A 22,857-nucleotide genomic window follows, 5' to 3' on the forward strand; every position below is an offset into this window, starting at 1 on the left:
GCACCGGCACGGACAACACGGCTGAGGGGCGGTCTCCCCGGAGACCGCCCCTCACCTGTGCCGCATGCCGACCCCTACCCGCGCTGCTCCAGGGCTGCGCGGACCCGCGTCATCAGCCGCACGACCGATGTATCGGCCACCGACGCGACCTCGTCGTACGCGAACCAGCGCAGGTCCAGCGACTCGTCACTGATCTGCTCCGTCGCGCCCGACGGCGCCAGCGCCGCGTACTGCACATCCAGATGCCAGTGACAGGGCGCGGGGATCGGGTGGCGGTCCAGCGTCACCGGTCCGCCCGCGAGCAGGGTCAGGCCGCTGATGCCGGACTCCTCGGTGGCCTCACGCAGCGCCGCGGCGGCCAGCGTGGTGTCCTGCGGCTCGCAGTGGCCGCCCATCTGCAGCCACATCTGCAGCTTGCGGTGGAGGGTGAGCAGGACCCGGCCGCGCTCCGGATCGATCACCAGTGCGCTTGCCGTCAGATGTCCGGCTTCGCAGGCCTTCCACATGCCGTCGGGATGCCGGACCAAGTGATCCAGATAGACCTGGCGCAGTTCCTCCTGGGCCGGGTCCACCCGGTTCCCGTACCCCTTCAGTGCGAGAACGGCGTCGTCGTACAGGCTCACTGGTCGGATTCGCCCTTGCCGTCGCTCTTCCGGTCGTCGGCTTCCTCGGAGCCCGCGTCGCCCGCTTCGGCCCCGGGCTTCTGCGGACCCTTCGCGGCCTCTCCGAGCATCTTGTCCAGCTCGGAGAAGTCCAGCTGCTCGTGATGCACAAAGCCGTCCGGATCGTCCAGGTCCTGGGCGGTCGGCAGCATGTCGGGGTGCTCCCACAGGGCGTCGCGCCCGTCGAGACCGCGGGCGTCCGTGAGCGACGCCCACAGGCGCGAGGCGTCACGAAGCCGCCGCGGACGCAGCTGAAGGCCGATGAGCGTGGCGAACGTCTGCTCGGCCGGCCCGCCGGAGGCGCGGCGCCTGCGCATGGTCTCGCGCAGTGCGTCCGCCGAGGTCAGACGGGACTTCGCCGCCTCGTGCACCACCGCGTCCACCCAGCCCTCGACCAGTGCGAGCGCCGTCTCCAGCCTGGCCAGAGCGGCCTTCTGCTCCGGCGTGTCCTCAGGCTGGAACATGCCCTGCTGAAGGGCGTCCTGCAGCTGCTCCGGCTGCGACGGGTCGAACTGGCCGACCACATCCTCCAGCTTGCTGGTGTCGACCTTGATGCCGCGCGCATACCCCTCGACGGCGCCGAACAGATGCGAGCGCAGCCACGGAACATGGGCGAAAAGCCGCTGGTGGGCGGCCTCGCGCAGGGCCAGATACAGTCGCACCTCGTCCTGCGGCACGCTGAGGTCCTTGCCGAACCTCTCCACATTCAGCGGAAGGAGCGCGGCCTTGCCCGCCGGGCCCAGCGGCAGCCCGATGTCGGTCGAACCGACCACCTCGCCCGCCAGCACACCGACGGCCTGCCCGATCTGCTGGCCGAACATCGCGCCGCCCATGGACCGCATCATGCCGATCAGCGGGCCCGCCATGGCCTGCATCTCCTCAGGCAGCACATCGCCCATGGCCAGACCGACGCGCTCGGCCACCGGGTCGACCAGCTTCTGCCAGGCGGGGAGGGACGCCTCGACCCACTCCGCACGGCTCCACGCCACGGTGGAGACCGAACCGGAGGGCAGCGACGTCACGCCGTCCAGCCAGAGGTCGGCAAGGCGCAGCGCCTCGTCGACCGCGGACCGCTCGGACTGGCCGACGCTCGCGTCCTTGGTGCCGTCCGGTGTGCCCTGCGAGACCGTCTGGCGGGCGATCTGCTTGGCCATGTCCCAGTTCACGGGGCCGCCCTCGTAGCTCAGCATCTGGCCGAGCTGCTGGAAGGCCGCACCCAGGTCGTTGGGGTTCATCGTGCCGAACATCGCCGCGAACGGGTTGTCCCCGCCCGCGCCGGGCCCGAAGCCGAACGGCTTCGCCGGCCCGCCGGAACCCTGCCCACCTCCGGTGGGGTCCTTCTTCTTGCCCTCGTCGCCGTTCTCCGGCTCCTCCGGCGGAAGGCCGAATCCGAATGGGGTGTCACTCACGGGTTTCCTCGGCTCGTAGGGCCGCCGGCTCGAACCGACGGCGACTGCCCGACATCACCATCCAGCGTAGACACCAAAAGTCCGCTTGGGGCCTCAGTGCTCCGCCGGCTCCCGGCCTGCGGCAGGATGGACGCCACCTGGTACGTACGCGTCATTCGGGTACGTACTGAAGACAACCGCTGGAGACGCCCGGTGAGTTCCCCAGATCCTCAGGTTCGCGCAGCGCGAAACCTGTCCGAACCCGCGACCGAGAACAAGCCCGCAAAGAACCGCTCCAGGAACCGTGGCCCCGTCGTCGCGGTCACCGGAGCCGCGGGGGGCGTCGGTGAGCTGCTCACCGCACGTCTCGCGGCGTCCGAGGAGATCAAGCAGGTCATCGCCATCGACGAACGCCGAGGAGAAGTCTCCGAGGCGACCTGGCACATCCTCGACGTACGGGATCCCGCCATCGCCGAGAAGCTGCGAGGCGCAGATGTCGTCGTGCATCTGGCACTCGATCTCGACCTGGAGACCGACCCCGCCGCCCGCACCGCCTACAACGTGCGCGGCACCCAGACCGTGCTGACGGCCGCCGCGGCCGTCGGGGTCCACCGGGTCGTGCTCTGCACCTCGGCGATGGTCTACGGGGCGCTGCCCGACAACGACATCCCTCTCGCCGAGGACGCCGAACTGCGTGCCACGGCGGAGGCCACCGGCGTCGGCGACCTCCTGGAGATCGAACGGCTCGGGCGTCGCGCACCCCGCGCCCACCCCGGCCTCAATGTCACCGTGGTCCGCCCCACCGTACTGGTCGGCGGTACGGACACCGCCCTGACCCGCTACTTCGAGTCGCCGCGCCTCCTGGTCGTCGCCGGATCACACCCCACCTGGCAGTTCTGCCACGTCGACGACCTGGTCACGGCCCTGGAGTACGCCGCGCTGGAGAAGATCGACGGCGAGTTCGCGGTCGGCTGCGACGGCTGGCTCGAACAGGAGGAGGTCGAGGAGCTCAGCGGCGTCCGCCGGATGGAACTGCCCTCCGCCGTGGCACTCGGTGCCGCCGCCAGGCTGCACCGGATCGGCCTCACCCCGTCCCCGGCGGGCGATCTGGCGTACACGATGCATCCCTGGGTGGTCAGCGTGAGCCGGCTGCACGACGCGGGCTGGCGCCCGAGCTGGACCAACGAGGAGGTGCTTGCCGCGCTCCTCGAAGAGGTCGAGGGCCGGCACACCGTCGCCGGACGCCGGCTCGGCCGCAAGGACGCCACCGCGGCAGGTGCCGCCGGTGCGACCGTGGCGCTGCTCGGCACCGCCGCCCTGGTCCGCCGCGCCCGCAAGGCCCGCCGCCGGATCTAGGCGGTTGCGGTCCGTCTGTAGAAGGCTCCAAGGTCAGAGGCGGTCCGCCGGTGGAAAACGCTATTCCACGATGTCGGTGCGGTACGGCACCATGGGCCCCATGGTTTCCACCCACGACCACCCCGGCGAGCAGGCGGCCGGCGACCCCATCCGGCTGCTGGCGATTCGCGACACGCCGTTGTCGGTCGACGAGATCTTCCGGGCGGTCGGGGACGACGCCGCGGGCGGCACGGCGCTCTTCGCCGGTACGGTGCGCAACCACGACGGCGGTCAGGACGTCGGTGCGCTCGGGTACTCCTGCCACCCCTCGGCTCAGGACGAATTGCGCCGGGTGGCCGAGAAGGTCGTCGCGGAATTCCCGGTCCGGGCACTGGCCGCCGTCCACCGGGTGGGCGACCTCCGGGTGGGCGACCTCGCTGTGGTCGTCGCCGTCTCCTGCCCCCACCGTGCCGAGGCGTTCGAGGCGTGCCGCAAGTTGATCGACGACCTCAAGCACGAAGTTCCGATCTGGAAGCACCAGCGCTTTTCGGACGGCACCGAGGAGTGGGTGGGCGCCTGCTGAGCGCAAGCCGATCGGGTGGTCGGCCGCCCCGATTTGCGTAACCGCACCCCAGCCGTGAGCGTTGGTCCTGCAGATGGTTAATCTGCTGATCGATCAGTTGCGGTCGCTCATGGGGTAGGGAGGTCGTCATGGCAGCACTCGCTTGGTTGCTGATTCCGCTTTTCGCTGCACTCGGTGCTGCGATATGGGGAAGCTGGGCCACCCGTAATAGCACGGCCGGTGATGTCTCAGAACTCGCCGGGTACGCCCGGTTCCGTGAGGCGATGGAGAAATCGCGCTCCGGTTCCGATGTTGTCTGATCCTCCGTTCCTCCGTCGAACGTACGCAGTCGCCAATCCGCACAGCGGTGCCGGCTGCCGACGCCCTCCGGTACGGCGCCACGCCGGGCTCCACGCCCCGTCCGGACCGGCCCCGACGGTGCACTGACAGACCCTTCCCGTACTGTCGTTCCATGCCACGCCGCACCGCGACGATGCTCGCCTCCACGCTGATCCTCATCGCGCTGCTCTGCGCAGGCGTGCTGATTCCCGTGCCGTATTCGGAGATGTCTCCGGGCCCGACCGTGAACACCCTCGGCAAGGTCGAAGGCGAACCGGTCCTGCAGATTTCCGGACACAAGACGTACCCGACGTCCGGCAACCTCAACATGACGACGGTCAGGGTCACCGGCGCCGACTACAACATGAACCTCGTCGAGGCCGTCTACGGCTGGCTGGCCCACGACAGCGTGGTCGTTCCGCACGACACGCTCTACCCCGGCGGCAAGACCGAGCAGCAGTCGACGCAGGAGAACGCCGAGGAGTTCAGCCAGTCCCAGGAGAGCGCCAAGGTCGCCGCACTGACCGAGCTGGGCATCCCGGTGTCGTCGCGCGTCGTGGTCTCCACCGTCATCAAGGGCAGCCCCGCCCAGGGCAAGCTGCACGCCGGCGATGTGATCAAGCAGGTCGACGGCAGCGCGGTGAAGCAGCCCGAGGACGTCGCGAAGCTCGTCACCCGCCACAAGCCCGGCGAGGACGTCGCGTTCACGATCATCCCGGCGAAGACGGCGCAGGCGGCGGAGAAGGCAGGCAAGGAGCCCGAGGGCAGCCGGAAGATCGTCATCACCACCGCGAAGGCTCCCAAGGAGAACCGCGCGATCGTCGGCATCCAGGCCGGGACGGACCACACGTTCCCGTTCCGGATCGACATCAAGCTCGCCGATGTCGGCGGCCCGAGCGCAGGTCTGATGTTCTCCCTGGGCATCATCGACAAGCTGACGCCCACCAACCTCACGGGCGGCAAGTTCATCGCGGGTACCGGCACGATCGACGACAAGGGCAAGGTGGGCCCGATCGGCGGCATCAACATGAAGCTGGTCGGCGCGCGCGACGCGGGCGCCCGGTACTTCCTGACGCCGAACGACAACTGCAAGGCCGCAGCCTCGGACACCCCGAGCGGACTCACGCTGGTGAAGGTGAAGACGATCGACGACGCGAAGAAGTCGCTGGAGAAGATCCGGACGGGGGACACGGCCGACCTGCCGAGCTGCTCGGCAGGCTGACCGCGTCCCCTCGGCGGGGACGCGGCGGGGTCAGGCCTCGAAGGTCGCGGCCAGGGCGTCGGCCAGCCCGGGCACCAGTCCGGCGCCGGTCCGCACCTCGCTCGGGGAGTCCTTCTCGCGGAGCCGTACGGCCGACTCGCGCGTACCGTCCCGAAGGACGGCCACCGTCATCCGCACCTCCTGGCGCTCCGGGTGCTTGGCGACCCACTTGGTCAGCTGGGCATCGCTGAGCCCCTCCGGAACGGAGGCCTCGGCGGACGGTGGCAGCATCAGCCGCTCCACCGTCATCGCGCATCCGATCACCGCGTCGGGCCAGGCGATCGTGGCGAGGAATTCGTCCAGGGCGGTGCCCGGCGGAAGCTCCTCCTGCTCGATGGGGGTGAGTGAGGCGGTCGGGGAGTCGGAGCTGTCGAGACCGAGCTGGGCGGCGAGGCCCGGCTCCTGGGTCCGCAGCCGGGCGGTGTCGACGAGAGCAAACAGCCGGGCCGGCTGGTCCCAGCCGAGGCCGGAGATGTACTCGTCGATTTCGAGCACGGCGACGGTGAGGGGGCTCGCGGCCATCGGAGGGCCTGAGGGGGAAACGTTGGGCATGGCCAACATCCTGCCTCCTTCCGCCCCGGGAACGGGAACTAGGTAAAGCCTCAGTAAGTTGCATAGGTGGGCTCTACGATCGCTGGGCCCGCTTCACACGACCCGCGAACTTCGAGGTGCGCACGTTGGCTTTCCAGATGCCGGACCGCGGCGGAGGCCCGACCGGGCCACGGATCAGAGTCGGCCGCCCGTCCCGGCGCGCCCGTACCCTGCTCATGACACTGGGCGTCCTGGCGGTTCTCGCCATGGCGTTCGTCATGTTCGCCGGGTTCTGGACGGACTGGCTCTGGTACCGGTCGGTCGCGTATTCGTCCGTCTTCACCACCACCCTGTGGACCAAGATCGGGCTGTTCCTCGTCTTCGGACTGCTGATGGCGATCGCCGTCGGCCTGAACATCTGGCTCGCGCACCGGCTCCGGCCGCCGCTGAGCGCGATGTCGCTGGAGCAGCAGAGCCTGGACCGTTACCGGATGAGCCTCGCCCCGTACAAGAAGTGGGTGCTGCTCGCGATCACCGCGCTCGTCGGACTGATCGCCGGAGCATCCGCCTCCGGTCAGTGGCGCACCTGGCTGATGTATGTGAACGGCGTGGCGTTCAACCAGAAGGACCCCCAGTTCCATCTGGATGTGTCCTTCTACGCCTTCGACCTTCCCTGGTACCGCTTCCTGCTGGGCTTCGGCTTCGCGGCCACGGTGCTCTCGCTGATCGCCGCCGCGCTGACCCACTATCTGTACGGCGGCCTCCGCATCACCAGCCCCGGCGCGCGGGCGACCGGCGCGGCCACCGGCCATCTGTCGGTGCTGCTCGGTGTCTTCGTCTCGCTGAAGGCCGTGGCGTACTGGCTCGACCGGTACGGCCTGGCCGTGAAGTCCAGCGACTTCAAGGCCACGGACAACTGGACGGGCCTGCGGTACGTCGACGCCAACGCCTACCTTCCGGCGAAGACCATCCTGTTCTGCATCGCCGCGATCTGCGCCGTGCTCTTCTTCGCCACGCTCTGGCGCCGCACCTGGCAGCTCCCGGTGATCGGCTTCGGTCTGATGGTGCTCTCGGCGATCCTGATCGGCGGGCTGTACCCGGCGATCGTGCAGAAGTTCCAGGTCCAGCCGAACGAGCAGGCCAAGGAAGCGCCGTTCATCCGGAAGAACATCGAAGCGACGCGTGACGCGTACGACATCGACAACGCTCAGGTCGACGATTACTCGGGCAAGAGCACGACGAACGACGACGCCAAGCTGCGCGCCGGCGCGGACGATGCCGCCAGTTACCGGGTGATGGACCCCAACGTCGTCTCCCCGGCCTTCCAGCAGCTCCAGCAGAAGAGGAACTACTACCAGTTCCCCAAGACGTTGGACGTGGACCGCTACAAGGACGCCACCGGCAAGGACCAGGACACGGTCATCGGTCTGCGTGAGCTCAACCTCGACGGCATCCCCAAGCGCAACTGGATCAACGACCACTTCACCTACACCCACGGCTACGGCGCCATCGCGGCCCGGGGCACGACGACCGGCAAGAACCCGAAGGGCTCCCCGGACTTCACCGAGTCCGGTCTGCCGACCACGGGTGAGCTCGGCAAGTACGAGCAGCAGATCTACTACGGCGAGAAGACCGAGCAGTACTCCATCGTCGGCGGGCCCCAGAAGGAGCTCGACTACGAGGAGGACGGCGAGAAGACCACCAGCTACCAGGGCAACAGCGGGGTCAGTCTCTCCAACGCCTTCAACCGCGCCGCGTACGCCGTGGCGTTCAGTGAGCCGCAGATCCTCTACTCGGGGGCCATCGGCGAGGGCTCGCGGATTCTCTACAACCGCACGCCCAAGGAGCGCGTCGAGGCGGTCGCCCCGTGGCTGACCATCGACGGCGACGCCTACCCGGCTGTGGTGAACGGCCGCATCCAGTGGGTCGTCGACGCGTACACCACCACCAACGGGTACCCGTACGCCTCGCGTACGACGCTCGGTGACACCACGGCCGACTCGCTGACCACCAACCAGCGTGCGGTCGTCGCCCAGCAGAACCAGGTCAACTACATCCGCAACTCGGTGAAGGCCACCGTCGACGCGTACGACGGCAAGGTCAAGCTCTACGAGTGGGACACCAAGGACCCGGTCCTCAAGACCTGGCGCAAGGCGTTCCCGGGGACGGTGGAGCCGCGGGCCGACATCCCCAAGGACCTGATGGACCACCTGCGGTACCCGCAGGACCTGTTCAAGGTGCAGCGCGAGCTGCTCACCCGCTACCACGTCACCAACCCCGCACAGTTCTACAGCGGCAGCGACGCGTGGCAGGTCCCGGACGACCCGACCAACAAGGAGTCCGGCGCCGTCCCGCCGTACTACCTGAGCATAAAGATGCCGGACCAGACGGCCCAGAAGTTCTCGCTGACGACGACGTTCACCCCGAAGGGACGGCCCGACCTCGGGGCGTTCATGGCGGTGGACGCGGATGCGGCCAGCAAGGACTACGGCAGGATAAGGCTGTTGAGAGTCACCAGCACGGTGAAGGGCCCCGGTCAGGTGCAGAGTGAGCTCAACGGCAACGACGATGTCGCCGAGTTCGTGAGAAACCTCAAGGGAACCGACTCCGACATCGAGTACGGCAACCTGCTGACCGTGCCGCTCGAAGGAGGCTTCCTCTACATCGAGCCGGTGTATACGCGCGGTGGCACGCAGAACTATCCGCTGCTGCGCAAGGTCGCCGCCTCCTACGGGTCGAAGACCGTCTTCGAGAACAGCCTCGGGGAGGCGCTCAACGCGGTCTTCGGGGTGACGGGCTCCGGCACCACCGAGCCGCCTTCGGAGGCCACCCGGCCACCAGGCACCACGCAGCCACCGGCCACCGGTGACGCGGCGCTGAAGAAGGCGATCGCGGATGCGCAGAAGGCCTACGCGGAAGGCGAGGCAGCCCTGAAGAAGCAGGACTGGAGCGCCTACGGCAAGGCCCAGGCGGATCTGCAGGACGCGTTGCAGCGTGCGGCGGCCGCCCAGCCCAAGTCGGGCAGTGCGAATAATGCGGGCAATTCGGATGGTACGGATAAAGCGTCCGGTGCCGGCGGTGGTGGCTGAGTAACTCGGTAAAGGCTCGCCCTCGCGTCGTGGTACGGTTTGAACACAACGACGCGGGGTGGAGCAGCTCGGTAGCTCGCTGGGCTCATAACCCAGAGGTCGCAGGTTCAAATCCTGTCCCCGCTACTGATGGACGAAGGCCCGGATCCTTTCGAGGATCCGGGCCTTCGTCGTGCCACGGTGACTTTCTTGTGCGGTGGGTGTGAAGTGCGGTTCGCGGGGCACGAGTTGAGTCCGGACGTGTTTGACTTATCTCTCTGTGGGCATGTCGACAAAACGCTGAAGTGACCTCACTGGCCGCGATATACCAGGGGTACGCGGGCTGTAGGTGGTGCGACGATGGTATTTATGGGGGACAGGGCAACTCTGTTGGAGACAGGGCGGTTTGTGCAGCGTCACGTTCATCGGCCGGATAGCGTGATGAATGCGGCTTTTGGTGTTACTGCCGCGGAGAACAGCGAGACCACTGAAACCACTGAGATCATCGGGACGACCGAGACCGCCGAGACTGTGGGGTGTGCCGCGACCGTCGAGAGCACAGAGAGCACAGAGAGCACAGAGAGTGCAGAGAGCGCGGGGAGCACCGGGTTCGCCGGGAGCGCCGGGGCCATTGAGGCTGCAGAGAATCCCGGGACCCCGGAGAACTCCGAGACCCGGGAGAGCCCGGAGAGCGCCGAGAGTGAGGCGCGCCATCGTCGCGCCGCCGATGCCGGGGACACCACGTCGATGAGCGTCCTCGGTGCCCTGCTGCTTCGCCGCGGCGATCTGCACGGTGCCGAGCCCTACCTGCGTGCGGCTACCGCCGACGGCGACCGGGCCGCGGCGAACAACCTGGGAGTCCTCCTCCACCAGCGCGGATACACCGACGACGCGGCCGGCTGGTGGCGTATCGCAGCCGTCGCGGGTTCCGCCGCCGCCGCGCACGCCCTCGGTCGCCACTACCGCGAGCGGGGCGACGAGCCCGGCGCCGAGTACTGGCTGCGGCAGTCCGCCGAGCAGGGCCATGCCCTGGGTGCGTACGCCCTCGCCGACCTGCTGGAACACCGCAGCGACGTCGGAGCCGAGCGCTGGCTGCGCGCCGCCGCCGAGCAGGGGCACCGGGAGGCCGCGTACCGCCTCGCGCGCATGCTGGACCGCAACACCGCCGACGACCCGCACGACGCCTTCGGCCGCCCGGGCCTGGGTCCCGGACCCGGCGCGGGCGCAGCCGGTCGTCTGGGTGCTGCCACCCGTTCCGCGATGCGCTCGGACGACGGCCCCGTGGCCGGTCCGGCGACCGGGCGCGTGGGCGAGGCCGAGCAGTGGTACCGGCAGGCCGCCGCGCGTGGCCACGGGCGTGCCGCCCTGCACCTCGGCGCCATCCTTGAACAGCGCGGCGAGCCCAAGGAGGCCGGCCGCTGGTACCTCATCTCCGCGAAGGCCGGCGAGGCGCGGGCCGCCTGCGCGCTCGGATTTCTGCTGCGTGACGCGGGCGACGAGGAGAGTGCCGCCGTGTGGTGGCTGCGCGCCGCCCAGGACGGCGACGGGAACGCCGCCAATGCTCTGGGCGCCCTGCACGCCGCCCGTGGCGAGCAGCAGACCGCCGAGCGCTGGTACCGCGCCGCCATGGACGCGGGCGACGTCAACGGGGCCTACAACCTGGGGCTGCTCTGCGCGGCCCAGGACCGTACGCCGCAAGCCGAGCAGTGGTACCGCCGTGCCGCGTACGCGGGCCACCGGGAGGCCGCCAATGCACTGGCCGTACTCCTGCTCCAGGCGGGCGACGCGACCGGCGCCGAGCCCTGGTTCTCCAAAGCGGCCGAGGCAGGCAGCGTCGATGCGGCCTTCAATCTCGGCATCCTGCACGCCGGACGTGACGAGGACCGTACGGCACTGGTCTGGTACGAGCGGGCCGCCGCGGCAGGCCACACCGAGGCGGCACTCCAGGTCGGCATGGCCCTGCTGCACCACGGCGAGGAGCAGGCGGCCGAGCGTCATCTGCGCTGCGCGGCGGGCGGTGGCAGCGCCGAGGCCGCCTTCCGGCTGGCCGGGGTGCTGGACTCGCGGCAGCCGCCGCCCGGACCTCCCGCGCTCGGCGAGCCGATGCCGGAGAAGACCGAGTGCGAGGAGTGGTACGAGCGGGCTGCCGAGCAGGGGCACCGCCGCGCCCAGGTGCGTGTCGGGATGCTCGCGGCGGCCCGTGGTGACGTGGACAGTGCGGCCCGCTGGTACCGCGAGGCCGCCGAGTCGGGCAGCCGCAACGGCGCCTTCAACCTCGGGCTGCTGCTGGCCCGCGAGGGCAGCGAGCGCGAGGCCGCGCTGTGGTGGAGCCGTGCCGCGAACGACGGGCACGGCCGGGCCGCGCTGCGCCTCGCCCTGCTGGCCGCCCGCCGCGGGGAGCTCGCCGAGGGGCAGCGCTGGTGCGCACGGGCGGTCGAACTGGGCCCGGCGGAGGTCGCCGAGCGGGCTGCCCGGCTGCGCGAGGCGCTGCATCAGGAGCTGACCGCGTAAGCGGTGCGCGGCGGCCCCCGCACGGCCCGCAGAAACGGATTTGCGCTGGTCCAGGGCGTCACGTACTGTTGGGTTCAACGACGCGGGGTGGAGCAGCTCGGTAGCTCGCTGGGCTCATAACCCAGAGGTCGCAGGTTCAAATCCTGTCCCCGCTACTGAAAGCAGAAGGCCGGATCCTTTAGAGGATCCGGCCTTCTGCGCATACCCCTGCGCGCGAGTCAGAGCTTGTGGCCGACCGCCTCCGAGTACATCGCCCGGTCGACGGCCTTCGTCTCCGGCACCGGGGTGCCCTTCGAGACGCCCGAATCGGCGTACGCCTTCTGCAGCCGGTCCGTCGTGCCCTTCCGTATCTCCCAGTCCATGCGCATCGACGGGGTCGACCGCAGCGTCGCCTCGTCGGTCTTCATCAGCTTCGCCAGCTCGGCGACGAAGGCGGGATCGGACTTGTAGTCGCCGGCGAAGTAGGTGTTCACCGTCCGGATGTAGGCGCGGAGAAAGGCGACGCCCGCGTCCGGGTCCTTGTCCAGCAGCGTCGGGCCGAAGAGCAGGCCGCCGAGCGGTTCGCCGATGGGCTGGCCGCCCAGGAACGCGTACTTCTTGTCGCCGTCCACCTTGCGCCAGATCGGGTCGAGCAGCCAGGCCGAGTCCACGCCGCCGTTCTGCAGCGCGGTCAGCACATCCGCGGAACCGAGCTGCTGGAAGCTGATCTTGTCGAGGCCGCCGCCGTGCTTCTTCAGGGAGGTGTCCATCGGGTACGCGATGACCGAGCCCTTGCCGATCATCGTGCCCATCTTCCGGCCCGCCATCTCGACGTGATCGGCGCTCTCGCCGTCCTTGAGGCGCACCCACAGGCCGCTCTTGGAGGTGGGGTCGGGGGAGAAGTTCCCTGCCACCCACCTGATGTCGAAGCCGCCGTTGATGCCGTTCATCACGGCTGCCTCGGGAGCCGCCCACTGGGCGTCCACATCGCCCTTGGCGAGCAGCGGCAGGGCGTCCGGGGTGGGCAGTACCTTCAGTTCGACGTTCAGCCCCTCTTTCGCGAACTCGCCCTTCGCCACCGCGACCTGGAGCGGAGCGACGTACTCCGCGCTCAGGGTGCCAGTGGCGACGGTGATCTTCCGCTTCTTCGCCAGGGGCTGGGCCGCCGGGGCGCCCTTGTCGCAGCGGGCCGGTTTCCGGTCGGGGGCGAGGTCGGCCGGGTCGGTCCAGCTGTCGGCGCCACAGCCCGCGACGGGCTTGACGGTGCGTGGCGCGGCGGCGGCGTTGTTGTCGGCGGAGTCGTTCCCGGCGCAGCCGGCCGCGCCGAGCAGGGATGCCGTGACGAGCACGGCGGTGCAGGTGAAGGGGGTATGTGTACGCACAGTGCCTCCGTACGAAGAACATGGGGAGCCGTTCAGGACTGGCTGCGGCCGCGGTCGCGCGGGGCCCACGGTGTGAGCAGCCGCCCGGCGATCCTCACCACTTCGGAGAAGACGACACCGAGGACCGCCACACACACGATGCCGACGAACATCACGTCGTTCCGGAACAGCGCCCGGGAGTCGAAGATCAGATGGCCGAGACCGTCGGCCGCGGCGATCTGTTCGGAGGCGACGATGACGAGCACGGCCACCCCTGCCGCGATTCGTGCTCCGACCAGGACCGCGGGCAGCGACGCGGGCAGCAGCACATGGCGGAACATCTGCCAGGGCGAGGCGCCGAAGACCTGACCGGCATCACGGTGGCCGACCGGGACGGCGAGTACGGCCGCCATGGTGGAGATCCAGACGAAGAAGAAGACGGTCGCGGCGACCAGGGCGATCTGCGGTCCCTCACCGAGGCCGAACATATTGAGGAAGACCGGCAGCAGGGCCAGCTTCGGCACGACGTACAGGGCATCGAGCAACGGCTCCAGAGCCGCCCGTACGAGTGAGAGCGAGCCCATCAGCAGGCCGAGCGCGTATCCCGCGACGGTGCCGATCGCATAGCCGCCGAGGACCCGCTTGAGTGTGGCCCATACATCCGGCCACAGTTCACCAGCGCCCGCCCGGTCCCAGCCGTCCGCCAGAATGGTGGAGGGGGCGGGGTAGACCCGGTCGTCGATCCAGGACTGCGCCGCGGCCAGTTGCCAGAGCAGCACGAGGAGCAGCGGTACGGCGACGGCGAGCGTGAGTTCCAGGGCGCGGCGCCTGCGGTGGGTGCGTACCGGGTGCAGCTCCTGCGGGCCCGGTCTGCGGATCAGGACGCCGTCGTCGGGTTTCGTGGCGTTCACTGTGGTGGTCATGCCGGGACCGCCTCCCTGCGCACCTCGCCGCGCAGAAGTTCCCACAACTCGCTCTTCAGCGCGGTGAATTCGGGTGCCGACCGGACCCCGCCGGTGCGCGGCCGGCCGAACGGCGGGCGGCGCTCGGCGATGATCCGCCCCGGTCTGGCGGACATCACCAGCACCCTGTCCCCGAGCACGATCGCCTCTTCGAGGCTGTGGGTGATGAAGAGGGTGGTGGTACGGGTGGTCTGGGTGAGGTCGAGCAGCTCGTCCTGGAGGATCGTGCGCAGCTGGGCGTCGAGCGCCGCGAACGGTTCGTCCATCAGCAGCATTTCGGGTTCGACGGCGAGGGCGCGGGCGATCGCGACCCGTTGCCGCATCCCGCCGGAGAGGGCGGCCGGATACGCCCCTGCGAAGTCGGAGAGCCCCATCCGGGCAAGCCAGTCGCGCGCCCTGGCGTCGGCCTCCTTGCGCGGTATGCGCTGGATGTCGAGACCGAACCGGACATTGGCGAGCACGGTCTTCCAGTCGTAGATCCCGTAGTCCTGGAAGATCATCGCTGCCGGACGGGGTGAGGTCGTACGGATGGACAGCTCGCCGGAGCTGGGGCGGAGCAGTCCGGCGGCGATCCTGAGCAGCGTGGACTTGCCGCAGCCGGACGGGCCGACGATGCAGGTGAACTCGCCCGGTGCGACGGAGAGATCGAGCGGGCCGAGGGCGGACAGGACCTTGGCGCCGCGCCCGAACGAGCGGGTGAGCGCGTCGGCGCGGAGTTTGGGACTGGTGGCTGCGGTTGTGGGTGGGGGCGGGTGCGGATCTCCCACGGGTCTCTCCTCGCGCGTATCGAGGTGCGGATCCGCCGCGGGGCGGACGTGATCGCCGCAGACGATATGACTACCCGTCAGATTCGGGAAGGGGGCGCGCGCGTGCTGGGGGGATGCATGTCATCCCCTGTGAGTGTTCATGCGGAAGGCCCCGGTGCGCGGGATACTCGCACCGGGGCCTTCCGTGGCGGGACTCAGGTCGTCGCGGCGCAGTTCGGGCAGATGCCGCGGTAAGTCACCTCGACATTGGAGACCGTGAAACCGAACCGCTCGTCGCTCGGCAGGTCCGCGAGCGGGTCGCCCGCCGGGTGCACGTCGCGGATGGTGCCGCAGCTCGCGCAGACGAGGTGGTGGTGGGGGCGGTGTGCGTTCGGGTCGTACCGCTTGGCCCGGCGATCCGTGGAGACCTCGATGACCTCGCCGAGCGTCACCATCTCGCCCAGGGTGTTGTAGACGGTGGCGCGGGAGATCTCGGGCAGCTTGGCGACGGCCCGGGCGTGGACCTCGTCAGCCGTCAGGTGCACATGGTCCCCGTCGAGGACCTCGGCCACGACGCGCCGCTGCGCGGTCATGCGCCAGCCGCGTCCGCGAAGTCGTTCCAACAGGTCACTCATGGGAACAAGCCTAACAGTGGGGGGACCGGGTCCCGAACGGGTGTGACTTTGGATGTTCGCTTGACTTGGACAATGTCCATTGTAGGATCGGGATCGGCATACGCCAAGGGACAGGCTGTGCAGGACATGACGAATGTGCAGGAACGACGCAGGAGGCGCACGTGACGCAGGGACCGCTCACCACGGAGGCCGGCGCGCCGGTCGCCGACAACCAGAACAGTCAGACCGCGGGCGTCGGCGGTCCGGTCCTGGTGCAGGACCAGTCGCTGCTGGAGAAGCTCGCGCACTTCAACCGCGAGCGCATTCCGGAGCGCATCGTGCACGCCCGCGGCGCCGGTGCGTACGGCACGTTCACCCTGACCCGCGACGTCTCGCAGTGGACCCGGGCGAAGTTCCTCTCCGAGGTCGGCAAGCAGACCGAGACGTTCCTGCGTTTCTCCACCGTTGCGGGCAACCTCGGCTCCGCCGACGCGGTGCGCGATCCCCGTGGTTTCGCGCTGAAGTTCTACACCGAAGAGGGCAACTACGACCTCGTCGGCAACAACACCCCGGTGTTCTTCATCAAGGACGCCATCAAGTTCCCGGACTTCATCCACACCCAGAAGCGCGACCCGTACACCGGCTCGCAGGAGGCGGACAACGTCTGGGACTTCTGGGGTCTGTCGCCCGAGTCCACCCACCAGGTGACCTGGCTCTTCGGTGACCGCGGCATCCCGGCCACGCTGCGCCACATGAACGGGTACGGCTCGCACACGTACCAGTGGAACAACGAGGCCGGTGAGGTCTTCTGGGTCAAGTACCACTTCAAGACCGACCAGGGCATCAAGAACCTCACCCAGGCCGAGGCCAACAAGCTCGCCGGCGAGGACCCGGACAGTCACCAGCGCGATCTGCGCGAGGCGATCGAGCGCGGCGACTTCCCGTCCTGGACGGTGCAGGTCCAGATCATGCCCGCGTCCGAGGCGGCCACGTACCGCTTCAACCCGTTCGACCTCACCAAGGTGTGGCCGCACGAGGACTACCCGCCGATCGAGATCGGCAAGCTGGAGCTCAACCGCAACCCGGAGAACATCTTCGCGGAGACCGAGCAGTCGATCTTCAGCCCCGCCCACTTCGTGCCGGGCATCGGTCCGTCCCCCGACAAGATGCTCCAGGGCCGTCTCTTCGCGTACGGCGACGCCCACCGCTACCGCGTCGGCATCAACGCCGACCACCTGCCGGTGAACCGCCCGCACGCTACCGAGGCGCGCACCAACAGCCGTGACGGCTACCTGTACGACGGCCGCCACAAGGGCGCGAAGAACTACGAGCCGAACAGCTTCGGTGGCCCGGCCCAGACGGACCGGCCCCTGTGGGAGCCCACCTCCGTCACGGGTGAGATCGGCACGCACGAGGCCCCGAGCCATGCCGAGGACAACGACTTCGTGCAGGCCGGAAACCTCTATCGGCTCTTCTCCGAGGACGAGAAGGCCCGGCTGATCGACAACCTCGCCGGGTTCATCGCCAAGGTGTCGCGCGATGACATCGCCGAGCGCGCGATCAACAACTTCCGCCAGGCGGACGGCGACTTCGGCAAGCGTCTGGAGGCCGCGGTCCAGGCCCTGCGCGGCTGACAAGGACGCCTGTCGTCGACGGTGGGCCGGTTCCCTCTTCGGAGGGGACCGGCCCACCGGTCGTTCACGGGGGCTCAGCCGACGAGTTCCGCGTGGTGGCGGCGCCTGGTGGGCGCCCAGCAGCGCAGGATGTCGCGGACCGAGACAATACCGACGGGCCCGTGGTCGTCCAGCACGATCAGATGGCGGAAACCGCCGTGCGTCATGGCCTCCGCGGCCTCTTCCAGGGTCCAGGTGGGCGCGGCGAAGACCACATCGGTGGTGGTGTGGGTGGCGGCGGTCTCGACGTCGGGGTTCTGGCCGGAGCCGATCGCGTTGAGGATGTCGCGCTCGGTGAGAATGCCGAGCCCGCTGGTGTCCCGGTCGAGGACGACTGCGGCTCCGATGCGGCGGACCGACATCAGCCGGGCGGCCTGGCGGAGCGTATGGGTCGGTCCGATGGTGAGGACCAGCGTGCTCATGGCGTCACGGACGAGCATGAAGAGAGCCACCTCCTTCGTGAAGCGACTGCGTGAGCCGGTTCACAAGTTCACAAGCGGGGGGACTCTCAGACTTGCACCGATGCGTGACCGGAACAAGGGGGGACGAGATCATCCGAGGGGCGTGCGGTGGTGCGCGACGCCCCTCGGGGGCGCGATCCGGATCAGTAGCGCTGGTTCAGATAGCCCAGGAGTTCGTGGTGGAGCAGTCCGTTCGAGGCCGCCGCGTTGCCGCCGCCGGGGCCCGACACTCCGTCCAGGCTGGTGAACTTCCCGCCGGCCTCCTGGACGATGATCGCGTTGGCGGCCATGTCCCAGAGCGAGAGCTCCGGCTCCGCGCAGATGTCGACCGACCCCTCGGCGACCATCATGTACGGCCAGAAATCCCCGTACCCGCGAGTGCGCCAGCAGGCCCTGGTCAGATCCATGAACCCGTCGAGCCGGCCCTGCTCCTCCCAGCCGCTCAGCGACGCATACGCGAACGAGGCGTCCGCGATCCGCTCCACCTGCGACACATGCAGCCGGGTCGCTGACGTCAGACTGCGGCCGGAGAACGCCCCCGCACCCTTCGCCGCCCACCAGCGCCGGTTCAGCGCGGGGGCCGATACCACGCCGACCACCGGCTGAAACCCTTCCTCGCCGGCCTCCATCAGGGAGATCAGTGTCGCCCAGACCGGCACGCCGCGTACGTAGTTCTTGGTGCCGTCGATCGGGTCGACGACCCAGCGCCGCGGGCCGGTGCCCTCGATTCCGTACTCCTCGCCCAGAATCGCATCGCGCGGGCGCGCCCGATGGAGGTGGCCGCGGATCAGTTCCTCGGCGGCCTTGTCGGCCTCGCTCACCGGCGTCATGTCCGGCTTGGTCTCGACCTTGAGATCCAGAGCCTTGAACCGGTCCATCGTCGCCGCGTCGGCGGCGTCCGCCAGCACATGGGCGAGTCGTAGATCATCGTGGTAATCGGGCATGTCGTCACAGTATCGACCGCAGGTGAACAGAGCTACAGGACCCTGCGGCCGCTCGGACCATTGACAGTCCCCGCAAGCGCGTCAACTCTGGGACGCAGAGCCCTTGGCGCGGGAGGCGATGATGCCCACGGCGCGAGACGCATTGCTGGACGCCGCCCTCTCGGCGTTGGCCGGCCTGCCCTGGTCGGCGGTGCGCATGGTCGATGTCGCGTCCGCCGCCGGAGTCTCCCGGCAGACCCTCTACAACGAGTTCGGCAGCAAGGACGGCCTGGCCCGCGCCCTGGTCCGGAACGCCGCCGACGGCTATCTGGCCGGAGTCGACCGGGCGCTGGGATCAGCAGGCGGTACGGGGGACAGGCTGGCGGCCACCGCCGCCTGGACCGTCCGCGCCGTTCGAGCGAATGCCCTGGTCAGAGGGCTACTCACAGGCTGTTGGGGTGAGCGATTACCCCGTCCCGTACACCCCGCGGCGCCGACCGCGTCGCCCGTCCCCGCCCAGCGGCGCGCCGACGCCGGGACGCCGACGCCCGCCGAGCTGCTCGGCCAGGTCGGAGCGCGAGCGGTGGCCGCCCTCGACGAGGGGCGGCCACCGCACGACCCGGAGGTACTGGCCGCGACCTGCGAGATCGCACTGAGGCTCGCACTGAGTTACGCGCTGGTGCCGGCTCCCCCGGGGGCGGAGGGGGAGGTGGCGCCGCTGGTACGCGAGGTGGTGGAGTGGCGGCCTACCGGGTGACCGCTCGGTGCGCGAGGCGGAGCAGCGGTCGCGGGCCGGGTGACGTCGGCGCGGGCGCCGATCACACCGCCGCGTGCCACTTCTCGCGAACGGATTGCCGGGGTGTGAGCGCGACGCGCGGTCAGTGGGACGAGCCCGAGAGCTGCAGTCCGATCACTCCGACGATCACCAGCGAGATCGAGACCAGCTTGAGGGTGGAGACCACGTCGTCGAGGAAGACCATGCCGTAGATCGCGGTGCCCGCCGCGCCGATGCCTGTCCATACGGCGTAGGCGGGCCCCACGTCGAGTTTCTTCAGCGACAGAGTCAGCAGACCGAAGCTGCCGAGGGCGAAGACGCAGAACGCGACGGTCGGCCAGAGCCGGGTGAACCCGTGCGAGAGTTTCAGACAGACGGCGAAGCCGGTCTCCAGAAGTCCTGCGACCACGACCAGCAGCCACGCCATCGTCAGTGCCCTCCCACGTCGGTGACCGCCTTGCCTCGCTGGGCGTGATTATGCACTTACCTGCGGCAGCAGATCGCAAACGTGCCGGGGTCAGTCGCCTTCGCGTCGCTCCCGGGTGGACATCAGCCGCCGCAGCGATTCCAGCCGCGCCGGATCTGCGTGGCCGTCCGCCACCCAGGCGTCCAGGGCGCATTCCGGTTGATTGCTGTCGTGGGTGCAGCCGCGCGGGCAGTCCTCGGTGCCCGGCTCCAGGTCCAAGAATGCGTGGATCACCCGGGAGGGGTCGATGTGGTTGAGCCCGAAGGAGCGCACACCGGGGGTGTCGATCACCCAGCCGCGGTAGTCGGGCAGGGGGAGCGCCAGCGCCGATGTGGTGGTGTGCCGGCCACGGCCGGTGACCGCGTTGACGACCCCGGTGGTACGCCGGCGGTCCTTCGGCACGAGTGCGTTGACCAGCGTCGTCTTCCCGACACCGGAGTGCCCGACGAACGCGGTGACCCGGTCGTGCAGCTGCTCGCGGACCCGCTCCGCCGCGTCGCCGTTCTCCAGCTCCTCGCGGCTGGTGACGATGAACGGGACGCCCAGCGGGGTGTACGCCTCCAGCAGCTTGTCCGGGGAGGCCAGATCGGACTTGGTCAGCACCAGGAGCGGGGAGAGCCCGCCGTCGTACGCGGCGACCAGACAGCGGTCGATCATCCGCGGGCGGGGTTCCGGATCGGCCAGTGCGGTGACGATCGCCAGCTGGTCGGCGTTGGCGACGACCACCCGCTCGTACGGATCGTCGTCGTCCGCGGTCCGGCGCAGCACCGAGCGGCGCTCACCGATGCGGACGATGCGGGCGAGGGTGTCCTTGTCGCCGGACAGATCGCCGACGATGGAGACGGTGTCACCCACCACGGCGGCCTTCCGCCCCAGCTCACGGGCCTTCATCGCCATGACCGTACGGTCGTCGACGAGACAGGTGAGGCGGCCGCGGTCGACGGTGAGAACCATGCCCTCCTCGGCGTCCTCGTGCTTCGGGCGGGTATGAGTGCGAGGCCGGTTGCCCTTCGGGTTGGGGCGGAACCGGATGTCGTCCTCGTCGGGGTTCTTGCCGTAGCGGCGCATGTCTCAGGCCCCGAGCATTCCGGTCCACATCTGCGGGAAGTCCGGCAGGGTCTTGGCGGTTGTCGCCACGTTCTCGATCTCCACTCCGGGGACGGCAAGGCCGATGATCGACCCCGCGGTTGCCATCCGGTGGTCGTCGTACGTATGGAAGGTACCGCCGTGCAGCGGCCGGGGCCGGATGTGGAGCCCGTCGGCGGTCTCGGTGACGTCGCCGCCGAGCTCGTTGATCTCCTTGGTGAGCGCGGCCAGCCGGTCCGTCTCGTGCAGCCGCAGATGAGCGACACCCCTCAGGGTGGACGGGCCGTCGGCGAGGGCCGCGAGCGCCGCGATGCCCGGGGTCAGCTCGCCGACCTCGCCGAGGTCGACGTCGATGCCGTGGATACGGCCCGAACCGGTGAAGGTGAGGCCGTGCTCGGTCAGCTCGCAGCTGCCGCCCATCGTGGTGAGGATCTCCCGCAGGGCGTCACCGGGCTGGGTGGTGCGCTCGGGCCAGTCCGGAATGGTGACCCGGCCGCCGGTGACCAGTGCGGCGGCGAGGAACGGCTGGGCGTTGGAGAGGTCGGGTTCGACGGTCAGATCGCGGCCGAGCAGGGCGGAGGGGGAGACCCGCCATACGTTCGGCTCGCCGCCCGTCTCCGGCTCGTCGACCTGGGCGCCGACGGCCCGCAGCATGTCGACGGTCATCCGGATGTGTGGCATGGAGGGGAGTCTCGCGCCGGTGTGGCGCACCTCCACCCCCTGGTTGTAGCGCGGCGCCGACAGCAGCAGCGCCGAGACGAACTGGGAGGACGAGGAGGCGTCGATCGACACCGGTCCGCCGTCCAGGGCACCGCCGCCGTGCACGGTCAGCGGCAGCGAGCCGCGCCCGTCGTCGTCGATCCGGGCTCCCAGTACGCGCAGCGCGTCGATCACGCCGTTGAGCGGGCGTTCGTACGAACGGGCGTCGCCGTCGAAGCGGATCGGGCCGTCGGCGAGGGCCGCGACCGGCGGCAGGAAGCGCATGACGGTCCCGGCATTGCCGACATCGATCGTGGCGGGGCCGTGCAGCCCGGCGGGGATGACCCGCCAGGCCTCGCCGGCGCCGTCCGGGCCGACGCCTTCCTCGATGCCGACGCCCATCGCGCGCAGCGCCTCGGCCATCAGCAGGGTGTCGCGGGAGCGCAGCGGGCGGCGCAGCCAGCCGGGCTCGGCGGCGAGAGCGGCGAGGACGAGGGCGCGATTGGTGACCGATTTCGATCCGGGCACGGTGACGGTCGCGTCGACGGCGTCGCTCGCTCGGGGGGCGGGCCAGAGGGCGGGGTGCACGGCACTTTCGGTCATGAACCTCACTTTAGTGGCTCACCGCAAACCCGAATCTCGATCAAATAAGACGAAACCGGTACGTAACGCAAGCGTGGTAGGTGTCGCGGGGTGCCACCGGCACTCACATGCCGAGCAGCCAGCGCCCGCCGCCGATCATCGAGCAGAGCGACACCGCGTGGAAGAGGAACAGCCAGAGCGCGGCCGGCACATCCGTCAGCCGCGACAGCTGGTCCGCGTCCGAGTCCGGCGCACCGCCGTGCCGCCGCTTCGACTGGAGCTCGAAGGCCGGGCGTACGCCGCCGAGCAGCAGGAACCAGACCACGGTGTATGCGAACAGCGACTGCACGGCGGGCGAGGCGAGCCAGGACACCAGCAGGAAGGCCGATCCGGTGAAGATCACCGTCAGTGCCCCGTACACATTGCGGATCATCACCAGCATCACGGCGAGCAGTGCGGTGGCCACCCACAGCAACAGCGTGATCCTGCCGTCGACCAGCAGCCACGCCCCGCCCAGCCCCAGCAGCGGCGGGGCGGTGTAGCCCGCAGCCGCGGTCAGGATCATCCCGATGCCGGTCGGCTTGCCGCGGCTGACCGTCAGCCCGCTGGTGTCCGAGTGGAGCCGGATGCCGGACAGCTGTCGTCCGGTGAGCAGGGCGATCAGCCCGTGCCCGCCCTCGTGCGCGATGGTGATCGCGTTGCGGCTCAGCCGCCATATCGGGTTCGGTACGACGGCGATCAGTGCGAGCGTTCCGGTCACCACCACCAGCCACTGCTCGGGTGCGGGCTGGGTGCCGAAGACGCGGTCCCACAGATTGCCCAGATCGGTGCTGTCCATGGTGTGGGCGGCTCCTTGCGGTATCGGCGTCTTGT

The 22,857-nt window shown here is 69.4% G+C and carries 21 protein-coding genes and 2 tRNA genes; 10 read left to right on the forward strand and 13 right to left on the reverse strand.

What is annotated here, in order from left to right:
- Nucleotides 1-74 precede the first annotated feature (74 nt).
- Nucleotides 75-623, reverse strand: a complete 549-nt coding sequence (locus tag ACIPEK_RS10310) for an NUDIX hydrolase (RefSeq protein WP_401993248.1) — start codon at nucleotides 621-623, stop codon at nucleotides 75-77.
- Nucleotides 620-2,071 carry a zinc-dependent metalloprotease gene (locus tag ACIPEK_RS10315; protein ID WP_401993251.1) on the reverse strand — a complete coding sequence of 484 codons (1,452 nt, stop codon included), beginning with the start codon at nucleotides 2,069-2,071 and terminating at the stop codon, nucleotides 620-622. Before ACIPEK_RS10315 ends, ACIPEK_RS10310 begins: the two co-directional genes overlap by 4 nt.
- A 192-nt stretch (nucleotides 2,072-2,263) precedes the next feature.
- Between ACIPEK_RS10315 and ACIPEK_RS10320 the strand changes: the two genes are divergently transcribed.
- From ACIPEK_RS10320 to ACIPEK_RS10335, 4 genes are all read left to right on the forward strand, one after another.
- Entirely contained in the window at nucleotides 2,264-3,406 is a 1,143-nt protein-coding gene (locus ACIPEK_RS10320; RefSeq protein WP_401993254.1) for an SDR family oxidoreductase, read from the forward strand.
- Nucleotides 3,407-3,506: 100 nt separating this feature from the next.
- Nucleotides 3,507-3,968 carry a molybdenum cofactor biosynthesis protein MoaE gene (locus tag ACIPEK_RS10325; protein ID WP_401993257.1) on the forward strand — a complete coding sequence of 154 codons (462 nt, stop codon included), beginning with the start codon at nucleotides 3,507-3,509 and terminating at the stop codon, nucleotides 3,966-3,968.
- A gap of 128 nt (nucleotides 3,969-4,096) precedes the next feature.
- Complete coding sequence (locus ACIPEK_RS10330) at nucleotides 4,097-4,267, forward strand: hypothetical protein (protein WP_383076876.1); 171 nt, start codon at nucleotides 4,097-4,099, stop codon at nucleotides 4,265-4,267.
- Between the two features lie 152 nt (nucleotides 4,268-4,419).
- Entirely contained in the window at nucleotides 4,420-5,508 is a 1,089-nt protein-coding gene (locus tag ACIPEK_RS10335; protein WP_401993260.1) for a PDZ domain-containing protein, read from the forward strand.
- A gap of 30 nt (nucleotides 5,509-5,538) precedes the next feature.
- Here the strand turns inward: ACIPEK_RS10335 and ACIPEK_RS10340 are convergent, their stop codons facing one another.
- Nucleotides 5,539-6,108: a PPA1309 family protein gene (locus ACIPEK_RS10340; protein WP_266358114.1), complete on the reverse strand. Its 570-nt coding sequence runs from the start codon at nucleotides 6,106-6,108 to the stop codon at nucleotides 5,539-5,541.
- 128 nt (nucleotides 6,109-6,236) lie between these two features.
- On the opposite strand from ACIPEK_RS10340, the gene ACIPEK_RS10345 reads away from it, so the two are divergent.
- The 4 genes from ACIPEK_RS10345 to ACIPEK_RS10360 all read left to right on the forward strand — a co-directional run bounded on the left by ACIPEK_RS10345 (nucleotide 6,237) and on the right by ACIPEK_RS10360 (nucleotide 11,812).
- Complete coding sequence (locus tag ACIPEK_RS10345) at nucleotides 6,237-9,167, forward strand: UPF0182 family protein (protein WP_401993471.1); 2,931 nt, start codon at nucleotides 6,237-6,239, stop codon at nucleotides 9,165-9,167.
- A gap of 52 nt (nucleotides 9,168-9,219) precedes the next feature.
- Nucleotides 9,220-9,293, forward strand: a tRNA-Met gene (locus ACIPEK_RS10350).
- A gap of 213 nt (nucleotides 9,294-9,506) precedes the next feature.
- Nucleotides 9,507-11,657 (forward strand): sel1 repeat family protein, encoded by a 2,151-nt coding sequence (locus ACIPEK_RS10355; protein WP_401993264.1) that lies wholly within the window; start codon nucleotides 9,507-9,509, stop codon nucleotides 11,655-11,657.
- 81 nt (nucleotides 11,658-11,738) lie between these two features.
- Nucleotides 11,739-11,812 (forward strand) — tRNA-Met (locus ACIPEK_RS10360).
- 63 nt (nucleotides 11,813-11,875) lie between these two features.
- Here ACIPEK_RS10360 and ACIPEK_RS10365 read toward each other — a convergent pair.
- The 4 genes from ACIPEK_RS10365 to ACIPEK_RS10380 form a co-directional block, all read right to left on the reverse strand.
- Entirely contained in the window at nucleotides 11,876-13,018 is a 1,143-nt protein-coding gene (locus ACIPEK_RS10365) for an ABC transporter substrate-binding protein (protein ID WP_401993267.1), read from the reverse strand.
- A 32-nt stretch (nucleotides 13,019-13,050) separates the two neighbouring features.
- Nucleotides 13,051-13,920, reverse strand: coding sequence for an ABC transporter permease (locus ACIPEK_RS10370; protein WP_383076883.1), 870 nt, complete (start codon nucleotides 13,918-13,920; stop codon nucleotides 13,051-13,053).
- Nucleotides 13,917-14,726, reverse strand: coding sequence for an ABC transporter ATP-binding protein (locus ACIPEK_RS10375; protein WP_401993271.1), 810 nt, complete (start codon nucleotides 14,724-14,726; stop codon nucleotides 13,917-13,919). The genes ACIPEK_RS10370 and ACIPEK_RS10375 overlap by 4 nt, the downstream gene beginning before the upstream one ends.
- Before the next feature lie 194 nt (nucleotides 14,727-14,920).
- Entirely contained in the window at nucleotides 14,921-15,340 is a 420-nt protein-coding gene (locus tag ACIPEK_RS10380) for a Fur family transcriptional regulator (protein ID WP_093900545.1), read from the reverse strand.
- 161 nt (nucleotides 15,341-15,501) lie between these two features.
- Here ACIPEK_RS10380 and ACIPEK_RS10385 point away from each other — a divergent pair, with 161 nt between their 5' ends.
- Nucleotides 15,502-16,953: a catalase gene (locus tag ACIPEK_RS10385; RefSeq protein WP_401993275.1), complete on the forward strand. Its 1,452-nt coding sequence runs from the start codon at nucleotides 15,502-15,504 to the stop codon at nucleotides 16,951-16,953.
- Nucleotides 16,954-17,027: 74 nt separating this feature from the next.
- Here ACIPEK_RS10385 and ACIPEK_RS10390 read toward each other — a convergent pair whose 3' ends face one another.
- Together ACIPEK_RS10390 and hisN are read right to left on the reverse strand one after the other, a co-directional pair.
- Nucleotides 17,028-17,432, reverse strand: coding sequence for a cyclic nucleotide-binding/CBS domain-containing protein (locus tag ACIPEK_RS10390; protein WP_383076889.1), 405 nt, complete (start codon nucleotides 17,430-17,432; stop codon nucleotides 17,028-17,030).
- Between the two features lie 164 nt (nucleotides 17,433-17,596).
- Entirely contained in the window at nucleotides 17,597-18,397 is an 801-nt protein-coding gene (gene hisN, locus ACIPEK_RS10395; RefSeq protein ID WP_383076891.1) for a histidinol-phosphatase, read from the reverse strand.
- A 121-nt stretch (nucleotides 18,398-18,518) separates the two neighbouring features.
- On the opposite strand from hisN, the gene ACIPEK_RS10400 reads away from it, so the two are divergent.
- A complete protein-coding gene (locus tag ACIPEK_RS10400; protein WP_401993280.1) occupies nucleotides 18,519-19,133 on the forward strand; it encodes a TetR/AcrR family transcriptional regulator in 615 nt (204 codons plus the stop codon).
- Between the two features lie 121 nt (nucleotides 19,134-19,254).
- On the opposite strand, the gene ACIPEK_RS10405 is transcribed toward ACIPEK_RS10400, so the two are convergent.
- From ACIPEK_RS10405 to ACIPEK_RS10420, 4 genes are all read right to left on the reverse strand, one after another.
- Nucleotides 19,255-19,578 (reverse strand): multidrug efflux SMR transporter, encoded by a 324-nt coding sequence (locus tag ACIPEK_RS10405; RefSeq protein ID WP_114246542.1) that lies wholly within the window; start codon nucleotides 19,576-19,578, stop codon nucleotides 19,255-19,257.
- Nucleotides 19,579-19,668: 90 nt separating this feature from the next.
- Nucleotides 19,669-20,685, reverse strand: a complete 1,017-nt coding sequence (gene rsgA, locus ACIPEK_RS10410; RefSeq protein WP_401993283.1) for a ribosome small subunit-dependent GTPase A — start codon at nucleotides 20,683-20,685, stop codon at nucleotides 19,669-19,671.
- Nucleotides 20,686-20,688: 3 nt separating this feature from the next.
- Nucleotides 20,689-22,005, reverse strand: coding sequence for a 3-phosphoshikimate 1-carboxyvinyltransferase (gene aroA / locus ACIPEK_RS10415; protein WP_401993286.1), 1,317 nt, complete (start codon nucleotides 22,003-22,005; stop codon nucleotides 20,689-20,691).
- Nucleotides 22,006-22,108: 103 nt separating this feature from the next.
- The gene (locus ACIPEK_RS10420) at nucleotides 22,109-22,822 is read right to left on the reverse strand and encodes a M50 family metallopeptidase (protein ID WP_401993289.1); all 714 of its coding nucleotides are present in this window, start codon (nucleotides 22,820-22,822) and stop codon (nucleotides 22,109-22,111) included.
- Between the last annotated feature and the right edge of the window lie 35 nt (nucleotides 22,823-22,857).

Origin of the sequence: Streptomyces sp. NPDC088246 (assembly GCF_044741025.1) — a bacterium.
Lineage (GTDB): Bacteria > Actinomycetota > Actinomycetes > Streptomycetales > Streptomycetaceae > Streptomyces.